Here is a 12,658-nt window from a genome sequence, read left to right on the forward strand (position 1 = left end):
CCTCCCCAGCGAGACTCGCCCCCGCAGAAGCTCGCCTCCCGCGAAGACAGGAGCGGACGCCCACACCGGGCGTCCGCTCTTGCTCTCATTTCCACAGAATGACATTCTGTCCGGCATGACCAGCATGGCATCCGGTGTGACCGGTGCGGCGGGAGCGCCATGACCCGGCGCGCCCGGGCGAACGGCATCGAGCTCGCCTACGACACCTTCGGCGCGCCCGGAGGCCGCCCGCTCCTTATGATCATGGGGCTCGGCGCCCAGCGCATCCACTGGGACGAGGGGCTCTGCGAGCTGCTCGCCGACCGCGGGCACCACGTGGTCCGCTTCGACAACCGGGACGCCGGGGAGTCCACCCACCTCCACGGCGCCGCCGTGCCCGCCTTCGGCGGCGACGGGCAGCCCCCCTACCTGCTGGGCGACATGGCCGACGACGCCGCCGGGCTGCTCGACGCGCTCGGGTGGGAGTCCGCCCACGTGGTCGGCGCCTCGATGGGCGGCATGATCGCCCAGACGCTGGCGATCCGCTCCCCGCACCGGGTGCGCAGCCTCACCTCCATCATGTCCACCCCCAGCGTGCACGCCGCCCCGCCCACCGAGGCCGCGATGGCGGCGCTCATGGCGCCCGTCTCGCTCGACCGCGAGGCGGCCATCCGGCAGTCGCTGCTGACCTGGGAGGTCATCGGCTCGCCGGGCTACCCGCTCGACCGCGAGCGGATCGCCCGGCTGGCCGGGCTGAGCTACGACCGCTGCTACGACCCGGCGGGGACGGCCAGGCAGCTCGCCGGGATCATCGCCTCCGGTGACCGCGCGCCGCTGCTGAAGAACATCACGGTGCCCACCCTCGTGATGCACGGCGAGGACGACCAGCTCGTGCCGCTGCCCGGCGGGGTCGCCACGGCCGAGGCGGTCCCCGGGGCCAGGCTGATCACCTTTCCCGGCATGGGCCACGACCTGCCGCGCCCGCTCTGGCCCGAGTTCGTCGCCGCGATCGACGAGCTCACCTCCGCCGCCGAGCGTTGAGCTCCGGTACGGCCCGCGCCTCCCGGGGCGCAAGCCGTACCGGAGGATCAGATTTCGAGCTTCTCCTCGATGCCGCGCATGTTGTGCCGCGCGAGCGCCAGGTTGGCCCGGCTGCGGTCCAGCGCCAGATAGAGGAAGAGCCCCTTGCCGCCCCGGCCGCTGACCGGGCGGATCACGTGGTACTGGCCGCTGAGCGTGATGAGGATGTCCTCGATGCCGTCCTTGAGGCCCAGCGACTCCATGGTCCGCATCTTGGCCTTGACGACCTCGGTGTTGCCGGCCGCGGCGATCTGGAGGTCCAGGTCCTTGGAGCCGCCGAGGGCGCCGAGGGCCATGCCGCTGTTGTAGTCCACGACCACCGCGCCGAGGGCACCGTCGATCGCCATCATCTCCTTGAGAGAGATGTCCATGTTGCCCATGTCTTCTCCGATCACTGGGATATCGATATGCGGGACGTGATGGCGGCCAGGTTCGCCGCCGTCTTGCGGCCCTCCAGTCGCAGCAGCCCGAGATTGGTCCCCGGGCGGGCGAGAACTGTGAGGACGATTTCTGGGCCCGCGGCGTAGAAGGCCGCGTAGCCGTTGGTGCCCGAGATCAACGTCTCCTCGAAGGCGCCCTTGCCGGCCATGTCCGTCATCCGGCGGCTGAGGGCCAGCATCGCCGACGACAGCGCGCCGATCTGCTCGACGTCGCCGTTGAGATCGCTGGCTATCGTCAGGCCGTCCACGCTGCACGCGATGCTTCCGTTCACGTCCGTCATGCGCTCCCGCAGCAGCGCCATCTCCCGGCGTATCTCGTCACGTAGCAGCGCCGCCTCCCGGCGCACCTCGTCACGCGCTTCCACGGGCGTCCTCCTTCCGATCAGCTTCAGCGTCCGCAGCCTTATAGGCATCGGAACAAGCTCACCGAGCACCTGCGGCGTGGATGTCCCGTCCTGCGGGGCGGGGAGGGGGTCAAGTGAGTGCCTCCAATGCGTCTCTGAGCCGGATGAGCAGGTTCACGTCGGTGGGGTCGCCCGTCGTCCGGGGGAGCGGCGTGGCCGGCCGCGCCGCGCCCGCCGGCTGGGGGCGCGGTGCCGCCGGGGCGGCCGGGGGGTCGCCGGCCTGCCCGGTGCCGCCTTTCGGGCGCCGGGGCAGCGGGCCGGGCGCGGCGGGTCCGGCGGGTCCGGCGGGTCCGGCCTGCGGGATGTGCAGCAGCCCGGCCGCGGCCAGCTGCCGTACGGCGAGCAGCACCGAGTAGGCCGGGCGGCCGAGCCTGCGCGCCAGGTCGCAGGGGGTCGCCGCCGAGTCGGCGCCGACCAGTACCTCCCACTGGAGCGAGGTCAGCACCACCCGCTGGGCGGGGATGCGGCCCACCGGGACGACCGGGAGCGAGTCCAGCTCGGCGGACGGCCATGCCTGGTCCAACTGTGCCCTCCTTCGCCGGCACTCCTGGAGCAGCCCGGTCACGTCGAAGTACCACTGGGGTCCGAGCCAGTGCCGGTCGCCCGGCCGGAACCTCGGCCGCTGCCCGGTGGCGTCGAACAGGAAGTACACGGCGTCGAGCACCGCGCTCAGCACACAGAACTCCAGCTCGCCCCGGGTGAGCACGCCCTGGGCGACCAGCAGTTCGCCGCCCCGCAGGTCCTCGGTGGCGGCCTGTCTGGCCTGCCGTACGGCGAGGGCGGAGACCCTCCGGCCGGCGGCCAGCAGGTCCTCCGCCCGGGGGGCCGCCGGGCTCTCGGCGTAGGTCACCCGGCCGCCGGTGAGGTAGAACATCCCCGCCTTGCCCAGCCGCAGCGCGCCGGTGGCACGCTCCTCGGCGAGCCCGCTGAGTACGCTCTCCACGGTCGCCATGGCGTCACGTGGTTATCAGGCGGCCGGCGAGCGCCTGGAGTCGGTGGCGGGCCAGGGCGAGATTCGAGCGCTCCAGATCGAGCCGGACGTAAATCACCAGAGGACCGTCGAAAACCGTTTCCAGCGGTCTCAGTAAATGGTGTCCGTTATCCGTGCTTATAATCATGTCGCTGATCCGGACCGTCCCGCTGGGAGAAGTCGCGGCGAGCCCGTCCAGGGTCGCCCGCAGGGTCTCGTTCAACCCCGCGGCCGACTTCTCCGCGTCGGTGTGACGGCTCCCGCCGCCGACCGCGACGGCCATCCCGCTGGTCTGGTCGACCAGGATCGCGTCCAGCGCGCCAGGGATGGCCATGACCTCAGCCAGGCAGTCTTCGATTCCGAGCACGGGCTCTCCCTCGCCAACGACTACACGACGTCGCCCGGTCAGCGTAGGGATACCACCTGGAGCCCAAAGTGCCCCGATTAGAACTGATAGGTGGGGAGATGAAGGATTTGATATCCAGGTATAAGGATCTATAACCCGAGGGAGAAAGCCCCCGTCAATCCTCGGCGATAAGCGCCTGCTCGTCCGGTTTGTAAATAAGAACATTCTTCACATAAGAGTCCACGGCGGCGGGGAGACCGACGTCGTTGCCGGCCGCCTCGGACATGTACCAGCGGTGGTCGAGCACCTCGTGGAAGAGCTGGGCCGGCTCCAGCTTGTGCCGCAGCTCCTGCGGGACGGCCTCCACCGTGGGGTGGAAGACCTCCGCCAGCCACCGGTGGGCCACGATCGCCTCGTCCTCGTGGCGCAGGCCGTAGGACACCCGGAAGGAGTCGAGGTCGTTGAGCAGCCGCCTGGCCTGGTTCTCCTCCACGTCCAGGCCGGTGAGCCTGAGCAGCCTGCGCTGGTGGTGGCCGGCGTCGACGACCTTGGGGCGGACGATCAACCGGCCCGTGCCCGCCTTGCGGCGGACCATCATCTCGGCGACGTCGAAGCCGAGCGAGTTCAGCCGGCGGATCCGCTGGTCGATCATGTGCCAGTCGACCTCCTCGATGATCTCGTCGGAGGTGAGCTCGCTCCAGAGCCCGCGGTAGCGCGAGCAGACCGAGTCGGCGACCTCCTCGGGATCGATGGAGGGATGGAGCAGGCCGCCCGCCTCCAGGTCGAGCATCTCGCCGAAGATGTTGGTGTGCGCGACGTCGATGTCGTACAGCCGCTGGCCCTCGCTGATCATGGGGTGGAGCTCCCCGGTCTCGGCGTCGACCAGATACGCGGCGAAGGAGCCGGCGTCGCGGCGGAACAGCACGTTCGACAGTGAGCAGTCGCCCCAGTAGAAACCGCTCAGGTGCAGCCGGACCAGGAGTACGGCCAGCGCGTCGAGCAGCCGGTTGAGCGTTTCGGGGCGGACCGTCCCCGACATGACCGCCCGGTAGGGCAGGGAGAACTGCAGGTGCTGGGTGATCAGCGCGGAGTCGAGCGGCTCACCGTCCGCGCCGGTCCGCCCGGTGACCACGGCCACCGGCTCCACCGAGGGCGTGTCCAGCCGGTTGAGGTCCCACAGCAGGCGATACTCGCGCTTGGCGTAGTACTCGCTGATCTCCTTGATCGCGTAGACCTTGCCGGAGAGCCGGGCGAAGCGCACCACGTGCCGGGAGATGCCGCGCGGCAGCGAGACCAGGTGGTGCTCCGGCCACTGTTCGAGCGGGACGTCCCAGGGCAGGCGGATCAGGTCCGGGTCGCCGGGGGCGCCGGTGAGCTGGAGGGGCATCGAATCAGTCCTCGCGACGGGGGAATCGGGGAGGGGAGAAGGCCCGCTGGACCACCGCGGAGAGCTGCTCCTCGGTGAGCACCCGGGGCTCCCCGACGGCCTTGGCCCGCACGTAGACCTCGCAGAGCCACTCCAGCAGCCGGGTCGCCTCGAAGGCCGCGTGCAGGTCGCCGCCGACGGTGACCCCGCCGTGGTTGGCCAGCAGCGCGGCCCGCCTGTCCTTGAGGGCGGCCCTGACGTTGGCCGCCAGCTCCGGGGTGCCGTAGGTGGCGTAGTCGGCGACCCTGACGGCCCCGCCGAGCAGCAGCGTGTTGTAGTGGATCGGCGGCAGCTCGGTCATGGTCGTGGCGACCACGGTGCCGAAGGTGGAGTGGGTGTGCACGATCGCCCCGGCGTCGGTGGTCGTGTAGACGGCCAGATGCATGGGCGTCTCCGAGGACGGCTGCAGTTCCCCCTCCACCAGGTGTCCCTCGACGTCGATCACCGGACAGGCCTCCGGTTCGAGCCGGTCGAGGGAGACCCCGCTGGGCGTCACCGCGATCAGATCGCCGGCGCGCGCGCTCAGGTTTCCGGCAGTGCCGACCACCAGTCCGGTCTCGGCGGCCCTGCGGCCGTATTCACACAGCAGACGACGCTGCTCCGCCAGCAACATGTCAGCAAAAGTAGGGGGTTGCGGTAGTAGGCGGCAAACCTTCATCATCTGGTCTAGACCGGTTGCCGTTATGTGGTCGGAGGGAGGATCTGATCCTTTACTCCCCGACATGTCCTAAGTCAATGGTCACGCTGGGCATATGGGGTAATGTGTGCCGATCTGTCAGGGGAATGGGCTCCTTTGGCGTTTGATTGCTACCGGATATGTCGCGAGGACATTACGGCTCGGTCTAGACCGGCTGGGACCTCTTGACGGTGGACTTCAGAGGTACATACCTTCGGGCAAACGTTTAGGAAACTTTCCTAACTGATCCCCCGCTCAGGAGGGTTGCGATGTCCAACTCGGCCGGTACGCCCGGAGATATCACCCGGCGGCAGATGCTCCGCCGGATCGGTCTGACCGCTCTGGTCGCCGGCCCCGGCGCCGGGCTCCTCACCGCATGCGCCACCGGTGGCGGCTCCGCCCCCGCGGCCACCACCTCCGCCGCCCCGTCCTCGGGGGGTGCGGTCTCGGCGGCCAACCCGTTCGGCGTCGCCGCCGACGCCCCCCTTGAGGTCGTCATCTTCAAGGGCGGTCTCGGCGACAGCTACGCGACCGAGGTCCACGAGCCGCTGTACAAGAAGGCGTTCCCCAAGGCCACGGTCAAGCACGTGGCCACCCAGCAGATCGCGCAGACCCTGCAGCCGCGCTTCGCCGGCGGCGACGTCCCGGACATGATCGCCAACTCCGGCACCGACCTCATGGACAACGGCGCCCTGCAGCAGGAGGGCCAGCTGCTGGAGCTCACCGAGCTGTGGGACGCCCCCTCCATCGACGACCCGAACAAGAAGGTGCGCGACATGGTCGCGCCGGGCACCGTCGAGTCGGGCCTCATCGCCGGCAAGCCGTACCTCATGAACTACGTCTTCTCGGCCTACGGCCTCTGGTACGACTCCGCCCTGTTCGAGAAGAACGGCTGGACCCCGCCGAAGACCTTCGAGGAGTTCAAGGCGTTCTGCGAGAAGGCCAAGGCCGCCGGGGTCGTCCCGTTCGCGTACGCGGGCAAGAACGCCTCCTACTACGCCTACTGGATGATCCTCATCTCCGCCGCCAAGATCGAGGGCAACCAGCTCCTGATCGACATCGACAACCTCGCCGACGGCGTCTGGAAGCGCGACTCGGTCAAGCAGGCCGCCGCCGCCTGGGCCGAGATCGGCAAATACATGGACAAGTCCTTCGAGGGCCTGATCCACACCGACGTGCAGACCCGGCAGAACCAGGGCAAGATCGCCCTCTACCCGTCGGGCTCCTGGCTGGAGAACGAGCAGAAGAGCCAGACTCCCAAGGAGTTCAAGTACGCGCTGACGCCCACCCCCAGCGTCACCGCGGCCGACAAGATGCCCTTCGAGGCCATCCGCGCCGCCGCCGGCGAGGCGTACATCGTCCCCGCCAAGGCCAAGAACCCCAAGGGTGGCCTGGAGTACCTGCGCATCATGCTCTCCAAGGAGGGCGCGCGCGGCTTCACCGAGAAGTCCGGCAACATCACCGTCGTGACCGGTGCCGCCGACGGCCTGGACCTGACCCCGGGCAACGCGAGCCTCAGCGCCGCGCAGACCGCGGCCGGCTCCAACATCGTCACCTTCAGCAGCTTCGAGAACTGGTACAAGGAGTTCGAGACCGAGCTGCGCAAGCAGACCAACGCGCTCATGTTCGGCCGCATCTCCGCTGACGAGTTCTGCGACAAGATGCAGAAGGCCGCCGACAAGACCAAGGCCGACTCCTCCATCACCAAGCAGAACCGGACGGTGTAGGCACCGATGCGGCATGGCAGGTATCCGTTCATCGTCGGCTTTCTCGCCGCGCCGGTGATCCTCTACGTGGTCTTCGTGATCAGCCCGTACGTCCAGGCTTTCTACATCGCGCTGACCAACTGGAAGGGCATCTCGGCGAATCCTCAGTTCGTCGGCCTGGAGAACTTCTCCCGGCTGCTGGACGACGAGGTCTTCTGGGCCGCGGTGCGTCACCACGGGCTCCTTCTGCTTGTCATGCCGCTGGTCACCATCGTGATCGCCCTGTTCTTCTCCTTCCTGCTCAACCTGAGCGGCGGGCAGCGGGGCGGTCAGATGACCGGGATCTGGGGTTCGAAGGTCTATCGGGTGATCTTCTTCATGCCCCAGGTCCTCGCCGTCGCCATCGTCGGCGTCCTCTTTCAGACGATCTACCGCCCGGACGAGACCGGCGTGATCAACGGCCTGCTCGGCAAGGTCGGCATCGACCCGGTCGGCTGGCTCATCGAGCCGGACCTCGCCCTGTGGGCGATCATGGGCGTGGTGGTCTGGCAGGCCGTCGGCTTCTACGTGGTCCTGTTCTCGGCGGGCATGTCCTCCATCCCGAAGGACGTGTTCGAGGCCGCCGCGCTGGACGGCGCGGGCCGCTTCACCCTCTTCTTCAAAATCACCCTCCCGCTGCTGTGGGACACCATGCAGGTCGCCTGGGTCTACCTGGGCATCGCCGCCTTCGACTGCTTCGCCCTGGTCCAGGTGCTCTCGGTCGACCGCGGCGGACCCGACAACTCCACGACGGTGCTCCCGCTGGAGATCTGGCGGACGGCGTTCAACTTCTCCAAGTTCGGCTACGCGTCGGCGATGGGCGTGGCGCTGTTCTTCATGACCATCACGTTCGCGGCGCTCACCCTGCGCGTGACCCGGCGCGAGAGGATCGAGTTCTGATGGCTGCGGAAACGGCGTACAAGCCGGCCACCCGGTCGGGCGCCATGCACGGCAGGCCGAAGCGGCGCAAGAACCCGCTGGGCGCTTTCGGCGCCCTGTCCCATGTCGCGCTGCTGATCTGGGCGATCCTGATCATCGGCCCGATCCTGTGGACGTTCCTGGCCTCCTTCAAGACCAACGCCGAGATCTTCGGCGACCCCATCACGCTGCCGGCCTCCCTCGGCTGGGACGCCTGGGGGCGGGCCTGGGAGAAGGCCCACATCGGCCAGTACATGATCAACACCGTCTTCGTGGTGGTGTGCAGCACGGCCGCGACCATGCTGCTGGGCTCGATGGCCGCCTACGTGCTGGCGCGTTACGCCTTCCCCGGCAACCGGGCGATCTACTTCCTGTTCGTCTCCGGCATGACCTTCCCGGTCTTCCTCGCCCTGGTCCCGCTGTTCTTCGTGGTGAAGAACCTCGGCCTGATCGACACCCACCTCGGCGTGATCCTGGTCTACACCGCCTACTCGCTGCCGTTCACCGTCTTCTTCCTGTCGGCGTTCTTCAAGACGCTGCCCACCTCGGTGGCCGAGGCGGCGATGATGGACGGCTGCTCCCACACCCGGACGTTCTTCCAGATCATGGTGCCGATGGCCAGGCCCGGCCTGGTCAGCATCACGATCTTCAACGTCCTGGGTCAGTGGAACCAGTATCTCCTGCCGATCGTGCTGCTGTCGGGCAACGTCGAGAACAAGTGGCTGATCACCCAGGGCATCGCGAACATCTCCACCAGCGCCGGCTACGAGGCCGACTGGCCAGGCCTGTTCGCCGCGCTGAGCATGACCATCATCCCGGTGATGATCATCTACATCATCTTCCAGCGCCAGATCCAGTCGGGTCTCACCTCCGGCGCCGTCAAATAATCGCACTCGGCCGGTAATCCCGGAGGGGCACTGGGGAGTCGTCCTTAGTCGGAACCCGCCCCCAACCCCCCGGAGCCCCCTCCATGGTCGACCTGGAACCACCGGCCTTCCCCTTCCCGTTCTTCGGGGCGGGGGAGGCCAACTACTACATGTGGGCCGAAGTGCACGTCCGCTTCGCCCGCGAACCCACGAGCTCCCAGCGCGCGGCCATCGTCGGCGGCGTCCCGGCCCCGCTGCGGGGAGCGGTCGACTGGTGCGAAGGGCGCCAGCTCATGGTGGCCAGCGGCCTGTCCCTGCACGGCGCGGTGGTCCGCGCCTACCCCGCCGCCGGGGGTGAGGCCGACCGGGTCGGCGAGGACGGCTGGCTCTACGCCGCCCCCTCCCGGATCGCGGCCCTCAACGCCGACATCGAGACATGGCTCCGCCGCGTTCACGGCGAGTGCCCGATCCTGGCCGCCTACCGCGCCGAGGATCCCGACAGCGGCGGCACCCTCCTGTCGCCCTGGCACGACTGGAGCCTGGCCCGGCTGCCCGACCTCCTGCCGGAGCTGGAGCGGGTCCTCGACCACGGCGGCCACGCCCCGTCCATGGCCCGGGGCATCATGGCCATGGCCCGCCGGGCCAGCAGGCTGCCCCGGATTGGCGTGTTCGCCGCCGACGTGGTGTCCTGGACCGATGGACCTGCTTGACGACTCCGCGGTGGACCGGAGACTGGCCGACGTGCCCGAATGGCGGCGCGAGGGCGACGAGATCCGCCGGACGATCAACGCCCCCGACTTCCCGGCCGCGATCCGCATCGTCGACGAGATCGCCGTCGAGGCCGAGAAGCTCAACCACCATCCCGACATCGACATCCGCTGGCGCAACCTCCACCTGGCCCTCTCCACCCACGACGCCGGCGGCCTGACCGAGCTGGACTTCACCCTCGCCGCCCGTATCGACGAGATCGCCGCCGCGCACACCTGAGCGGCCCCGGGGACCGTACGGCCCCGCCCCCCGAGGGCGGCGGGGCCGTACGGTCTTCGGGTTCCCGACCCCGCCCTGTCATCATGATCAAGGATCTTGATGCCCGGCGGGGCATGAGGCGTCGGCCTGGGTCGGAGTGGGCGAAGGTCTACGCGCGCGGTACGGCGGCGCCGTCGATGAAGTCGCGGGTCAGCTCGGCACCGTCGTCGGTGGTCTGGCCGCTGCCGCTGAAGTTGGGGCGCGCGACGGTTCTGGTCCGGGTGAAGTGGTCGACGACGTTGCCGAATACCTCCTCGGCGTCGCCGCCGGTGCCGTGTACTAGGACGAGGCCCGGGCCGTGGCCGTCGACCTCGTGGTGGACGCGGGTGCCGTGGGCTGTGGTGAAAGGCATGACAGACCATCACTCATTGAGTCAGCTCTCATAATGTGAGCGCTAAGATAATCAGCGCTTGTGTGAGTGACAATTTAATGAGCGATCACCTAATTCTCGGGAGGGCCCATGGCCGACGCGGTGGCCGCGATGCTGGAGCAGTGGAGCCGTGAGCGGCCCGACATCGACAGCTGGCCGATCAGCGTCGTCGGCCGGATCATGCGCATCTCCCGCATGTGGGACAGGGAGATCAAGGAGTTCCTGGCCGGATACGACCTCGAGCCCGGCGAGTTCGACGTGCTGTCCACGCTGCGGCGGTCGGGCGCGCCGTATGCGATGAGCGCGGGCGCGTTCCTCAAGACCTCTCTGGTCACCACCGGTGCGATCACCCTGCGGGTGGACCGGATGCACGAAAAGGGCCTGGTCACCCGCACCCGCGACGAGAGCGACCGCCGCTCGGTCAAGATCCGCCTCACCGAACGCGGCCTGGAGCTCGTCGACCTCATCCTGCCCGTGCGTGCGGCCTACGATGCCCGCCTGCTGCGGGCCCTCGGCCCCGACGACTGCCGGCACCTGGCGGCGACACTGGCCACCCTGCTGGAGTCCTACGGCGACACCCCGGCTCCACCGGCGGCCGGCAAGTAGACCCCGTCCGGATCGCCCTGCGGGGGTCGGGAGGCGGCGCCTGGTCGACGAGAGCGGCCAGACGTGGTCGTGACAGGGAGTGGGCTCTGTCCGTCACGTCACGGAGGCAGGTCGTCGAAGGCGGTCCCGTGGGCGTTGACCGTCCAGGTCGTGGCGGTGCGGGCCGGACGGCCGGCCCGGTCGGCGGGCCGGAGGGGTCCGTGTCCGGCGGCGAGAGGTGTGGACGCGCGGGACGAGAGTGGCGAATACCGTATGTGATCAGTCGATTACTCGTTAGAGTGGGTGCCTGTCCTGCCCTGCCTGGTCAAGGAGATGTTCGATGCGCATCCTCGTGGCTCTCGCCGCCGTCGGTCTGCTGAGCGTGGCCTGTGCCGGGCAGGAGGCCGTGCCCCAGCCCCACCCGGCCGGACACGTGCCCAGCGCCACCGGGATCCGGCTCTCCGGGGGCGGCACGCTCACCGTGCCGGTGCCGAAGGCCTCGGCGATCGCCTACGACATCAAGCTGGCGCCCCCCGGCGCCTCGGCGCGGGTCATGTCCGAGTCGGGGGCGGTGCTCGCCACCTCCACGCTCACGGTCGGCGGCCTGCTGCCCAACCGGACCTACGGCGCGCACCTGCACGTCAACCCGTGCGGCGCCAGTCCCGAGGACGCCGGTCCGCACTACCAGCACGCCCACAGCCACGCCAGCGCCGACAACGAGGTGTGGCTCGACTTCACCACCGACGCCGAGGGCGGCGCCACCGCCACCGCCAAGCAGGACTGGGCGTTCGCCTCCGACCGGCTGCCCGGTTCCCTGGTGATCCACGCGCAGCGGACCAGGAGGAAGGGGGCCGAGGCGGGCACCGCCGGCCCCCGCGTCGCCTGCGTCACCCTCACCAAGCGCTAGCTATAGTTGGCCGGCGCGGCGCGGGAGCCGCGCCATGCCCTCCCGGGGACGCCGCGGGAGCCGCCCTGGAGGGGCCGTGTCCTCCTGGGACGCGCGGGGACCGTTCCGGAGGTGCTGTGGTGTCAGGGGACGTCGCGGACCCGCCCCGGAGGTGCCGTGTCCTCCCCCCCCGGGACGTGCGGGGACCGCCCCGGAGGTGCTGTGGTGTCAGGGGATGCGGGACATCATCCGCTCCATGCCGTTGATCCAGTTGTCCCTGAGGGCCGCCGCCGCGCCCTCCAGGTCGCCGTCGATCAGGCGCTCGGCCACCCGGCAGTGCTCCTCGGCGGCGCGTTCCATCGGGGTGCTCTCCCCGGTCATCAGGTGGGCGTAGCGGCGCATGCCCGCCTTGACGCTGGTGATCAGGTCGAGTAGCCGCTCGTTGGCGCAGCCGCTGAGCAGCAGGTCGTGCCATTCGTCGTCGTGGCGCTCGATGTCCTGCCGCTCGGCGACGTCGGCCGAGAAGTCCTGGGCGAGCGCGAGCAGCTCCGGGGCGATCCTCCTCAGATAAGCCGGGTCCGAGCTCTCCAGGGCGAGCGCCTCCAGGGCCGCCACGATGGCGCACAGCTCACGGAACTCCTTGCGGCTGACCGGTGCGAACCGGAACCCCCGGCCCTGGTTGCTCTCCAGCACGCCCTCGCCGGCGAGCGTGATCAGTGCCTCGCGCAGCGGGGTGCGGCTGACCCCCAGCTCACCGGCGAGGGCCGCCTCGTTGATGTCGGTCCCCGCGGCGAAGTCGCCCCGGTCGAGCCGGAGCATGAGCTCCTCGCGGATCTGCTCGCGGAGGGGGCGCCGCTCGATCGGCATGACACTCCTTGGGTTGATCTTGAGCCAAGCGTACCCACTTGACGTGATGCAAAATACTGCACTATGAATTCTGC

16 protein-coding genes are annotated in these 12,658 nt (G+C 69.2%); 8 read left to right on the forward strand and 8 right to left on the reverse strand.

The window, feature by feature from the left end; all coding sequences use genetic code 11:
- Positions 1-159 precede the first annotated feature (159 nt).
- Complete coding sequence (locus J2S55_RS25160; RefSeq protein ID WP_306865612.1) at positions 160-1,020, forward strand: alpha/beta fold hydrolase; 861 nt, start codon at positions 160-162, stop codon at positions 1,018-1,020.
- 47 nt (positions 1,021-1,067) lie between these two features.
- Here the strand turns inward: J2S55_RS25160 and J2S55_RS25165 are convergent, their stop codons facing one another.
- The 6 genes from J2S55_RS25165 to J2S55_RS25190 all read right to left on the reverse strand — a co-directional run bounded on the left by J2S55_RS25165 (position 1,068) and on the right by J2S55_RS25190 (position 5,258).
- A complete protein-coding gene (locus tag J2S55_RS25165) occupies positions 1,068-1,439 on the reverse strand; it encodes a hypothetical protein (protein ID WP_306875565.1) in 372 nt (123 codons plus the stop codon).
- Between the two features lie 11 nt (positions 1,440-1,450).
- On the reverse strand, positions 1,451-1,864 hold the full coding sequence (locus J2S55_RS25170; RefSeq protein WP_306865615.1) for a roadblock/LC7 domain-containing protein: 414 nt from the start codon (positions 1,862-1,864) through the stop codon (positions 1,451-1,453).
- A 109-nt stretch (positions 1,865-1,973) separates the two neighbouring features.
- Positions 1,974-2,846, reverse strand: coding sequence for a DUF4388 domain-containing protein (locus J2S55_RS25175; protein ID WP_306865617.1), 873 nt, complete (start codon positions 2,844-2,846; stop codon positions 1,974-1,976).
- 13 nt (positions 2,847-2,859) lie between these two features.
- Entirely contained in the window at positions 2,860-3,240 is a 381-nt protein-coding gene (locus tag J2S55_RS25180; RefSeq protein WP_306865619.1) for a roadblock/LC7 domain-containing protein, read from the reverse strand.
- A gap of 154 nt (positions 3,241-3,394) precedes the next feature.
- Complete coding sequence (locus J2S55_RS25185; protein ID WP_306865620.1) at positions 3,395-4,606, reverse strand: DUF4032 domain-containing protein; 1,212 nt, start codon at positions 4,604-4,606, stop codon at positions 3,395-3,397.
- Positions 4,607-4,610: 4 nt separating this feature from the next.
- Positions 4,611-5,258, reverse strand: a complete 648-nt coding sequence (locus J2S55_RS25190; RefSeq protein WP_306865622.1) for a class II aldolase/adducin family protein — start codon at positions 5,256-5,258, stop codon at positions 4,611-4,613.
- Between the two features lie 332 nt (positions 5,259-5,590).
- Here J2S55_RS25190 and ngcE point away from each other — a divergent pair, with 332 nt between their 5' ends.
- From ngcE to J2S55_RS25215, 5 genes are all read left to right on the forward strand, one after another.
- Complete coding sequence (ngcE, locus tag J2S55_RS25195; protein ID WP_306865624.1) at positions 5,591-7,048, forward strand: N-acetylglucosamine/diacetylchitobiose ABC transporter substrate-binding protein; 1,458 nt, start codon at positions 5,591-5,593, stop codon at positions 7,046-7,048.
- Between the two features lie 6 nt (positions 7,049-7,054).
- The gene (locus J2S55_RS25200; protein WP_306865626.1) at positions 7,055-7,966 is read left to right on the forward strand and encodes a carbohydrate ABC transporter permease; all 912 of its coding nucleotides are present in this window, start codon (positions 7,055-7,057) and stop codon (positions 7,964-7,966) included.
- Complete coding sequence (locus J2S55_RS25205) at positions 7,966-8,871, forward strand: carbohydrate ABC transporter permease (RefSeq protein WP_306865628.1); 906 nt, start codon at positions 7,966-7,968, stop codon at positions 8,869-8,871. The genes J2S55_RS25200 and J2S55_RS25205 overlap by 1 nt, the downstream gene beginning before the upstream one ends.
- Before the next feature lie 83 nt (positions 8,872-8,954).
- Positions 8,955-9,560, forward strand: coding sequence for a hypothetical protein (locus tag J2S55_RS25210; protein WP_306865630.1), 606 nt, complete (start codon positions 8,955-8,957; stop codon positions 9,558-9,560).
- Positions 9,547-9,837, forward strand: coding sequence for a 4a-hydroxytetrahydrobiopterin dehydratase (locus tag J2S55_RS25215; RefSeq protein ID WP_306865632.1), 291 nt, complete (start codon positions 9,547-9,549; stop codon positions 9,835-9,837). Before J2S55_RS25210 ends, J2S55_RS25215 begins: the two co-directional genes overlap by 14 nt.
- A 148-nt stretch (positions 9,838-9,985) precedes the next feature.
- Here the strand turns inward: J2S55_RS25215 and J2S55_RS25220 are convergent, their stop codons facing one another.
- Positions 9,986-10,228 carry an alpha/beta fold hydrolase gene (locus J2S55_RS25220; protein WP_306865634.1) on the reverse strand — a complete coding sequence of 81 codons (243 nt, stop codon included), beginning with the start codon at positions 10,226-10,228 and terminating at the stop codon, positions 9,986-9,988.
- Positions 10,229-10,336: 108 nt separating this feature from the next.
- Here J2S55_RS25220 and J2S55_RS25225 point away from each other — a divergent pair, with 108 nt between their 5' ends.
- Together J2S55_RS25225 and J2S55_RS25230 are read left to right on the forward strand one after the other, a co-directional pair.
- Positions 10,337-10,852 (forward strand): MarR family winged helix-turn-helix transcriptional regulator, encoded by a 516-nt coding sequence (locus J2S55_RS25225; RefSeq protein WP_306865636.1) that lies wholly within the window; start codon positions 10,337-10,339, stop codon positions 10,850-10,852.
- Positions 10,853-11,171: 319 nt separating this feature from the next.
- Positions 11,172-11,738 (forward strand): superoxide dismutase family protein, encoded by a 567-nt coding sequence (locus tag J2S55_RS25230; RefSeq protein ID WP_306865639.1) that lies wholly within the window; start codon positions 11,172-11,174, stop codon positions 11,736-11,738.
- A 207-nt stretch (positions 11,739-11,945) separates the two neighbouring features.
- Here J2S55_RS25230 and J2S55_RS25235 read toward each other — a convergent pair whose 3' ends face one another.
- Positions 11,946-12,584 (reverse strand): GntR family transcriptional regulator, encoded by a 639-nt coding sequence (locus tag J2S55_RS25235; protein ID WP_306865641.1) that lies wholly within the window; start codon positions 12,582-12,584, stop codon positions 11,946-11,948.
- Positions 12,585-12,658: the final 74 nt, after the last annotated feature.

The sequence above is a fragment of the Streptosporangium brasiliense genome, assembly GCF_030811595.1.
Lineage (GTDB): Bacteria > Actinomycetota > Actinomycetes > Streptosporangiales > Streptosporangiaceae > Streptosporangium > Streptosporangium brasiliense.

What these genes read in the sequence shown, in the direction of transcription:
- J2S55_RS25165 (WP_306875565.1), bottom strand. Translation starts at nt 1,439, where the DNA reads ATGGGCAACATGGACATCTCTCTCAAGGAGATGATGGCGATCGACGGT.
- J2S55_RS25185 (WP_306865620.1), bottom strand. Translation starts at nt 4,606, where the DNA reads ATGCCCCTCCAGCTCACCGGCGCCCCCGGCGACCCGGACCTGATCCGC.
- J2S55_RS25225 (WP_306865636.1), top strand. Translation starts at nt 10,337, where the DNA reads ATGGCCGACGCGGTGGCCGCGATGCTGGAGCAGTGGAGCCGTGAGCGG.
- J2S55_RS25205 (WP_306865628.1), top strand. Translation starts at nt 7,966, where the DNA reads ATGGCTGCGGAAACGGCGTACAAGCCGGCCACCCGGTCGGGCGCCATG.
- ngcE (WP_306865624.1), top strand. Translation starts at nt 5,591, where the DNA reads ATGTCCAACTCGGCCGGTACGCCCGGAGATATCACCCGGCGGCAGATG.
- J2S55_RS25200 (WP_306865626.1), top strand. Translation starts at nt 7,055, where the DNA reads ATGCGGCATGGCAGGTATCCGTTCATCGTCGGCTTTCTCGCCGCGCCG.
- J2S55_RS25210 (WP_306865630.1), top strand. Translation starts at nt 8,955, where the DNA reads ATGGTCGACCTGGAACCACCGGCCTTCCCCTTCCCGTTCTTCGGGGCG.
- J2S55_RS25230 (WP_306865639.1), top strand. Translation starts at nt 11,172, where the DNA reads ATGCGCATCCTCGTGGCTCTCGCCGCCGTCGGTCTGCTGAGCGTGGCC.
- J2S55_RS25235 (WP_306865641.1), bottom strand. Translation starts at nt 12,584, where the DNA reads ATGCCGATCGAGCGGCGCCCCCTCCGCGAGCAGATCCGCGAGGAGCTC.
- J2S55_RS25220 (WP_306865634.1), bottom strand. Translation starts at nt 10,228, where the DNA reads ATGCCTTTCACCACAGCCCACGGCACCCGCGTCCACCACGAGGTCGAC.
- J2S55_RS25190 (WP_306865622.1), bottom strand. Translation starts at nt 5,258, where the DNA reads ATGTTGCTGGCGGAGCAGCGTCGTCTGCTGTGTGAATACGGCCGCAGG.
- J2S55_RS25160 (WP_306865612.1), top strand. Translation starts at nt 160, where the DNA reads ATGACCCGGCGCGCCCGGGCGAACGGCATCGAGCTCGCCTACGACACC.
- J2S55_RS25215 (WP_306865632.1), top strand. Translation starts at nt 9,547, where the DNA reads ATGGACCTGCTTGACGACTCCGCGGTGGACCGGAGACTGGCCGACGTG.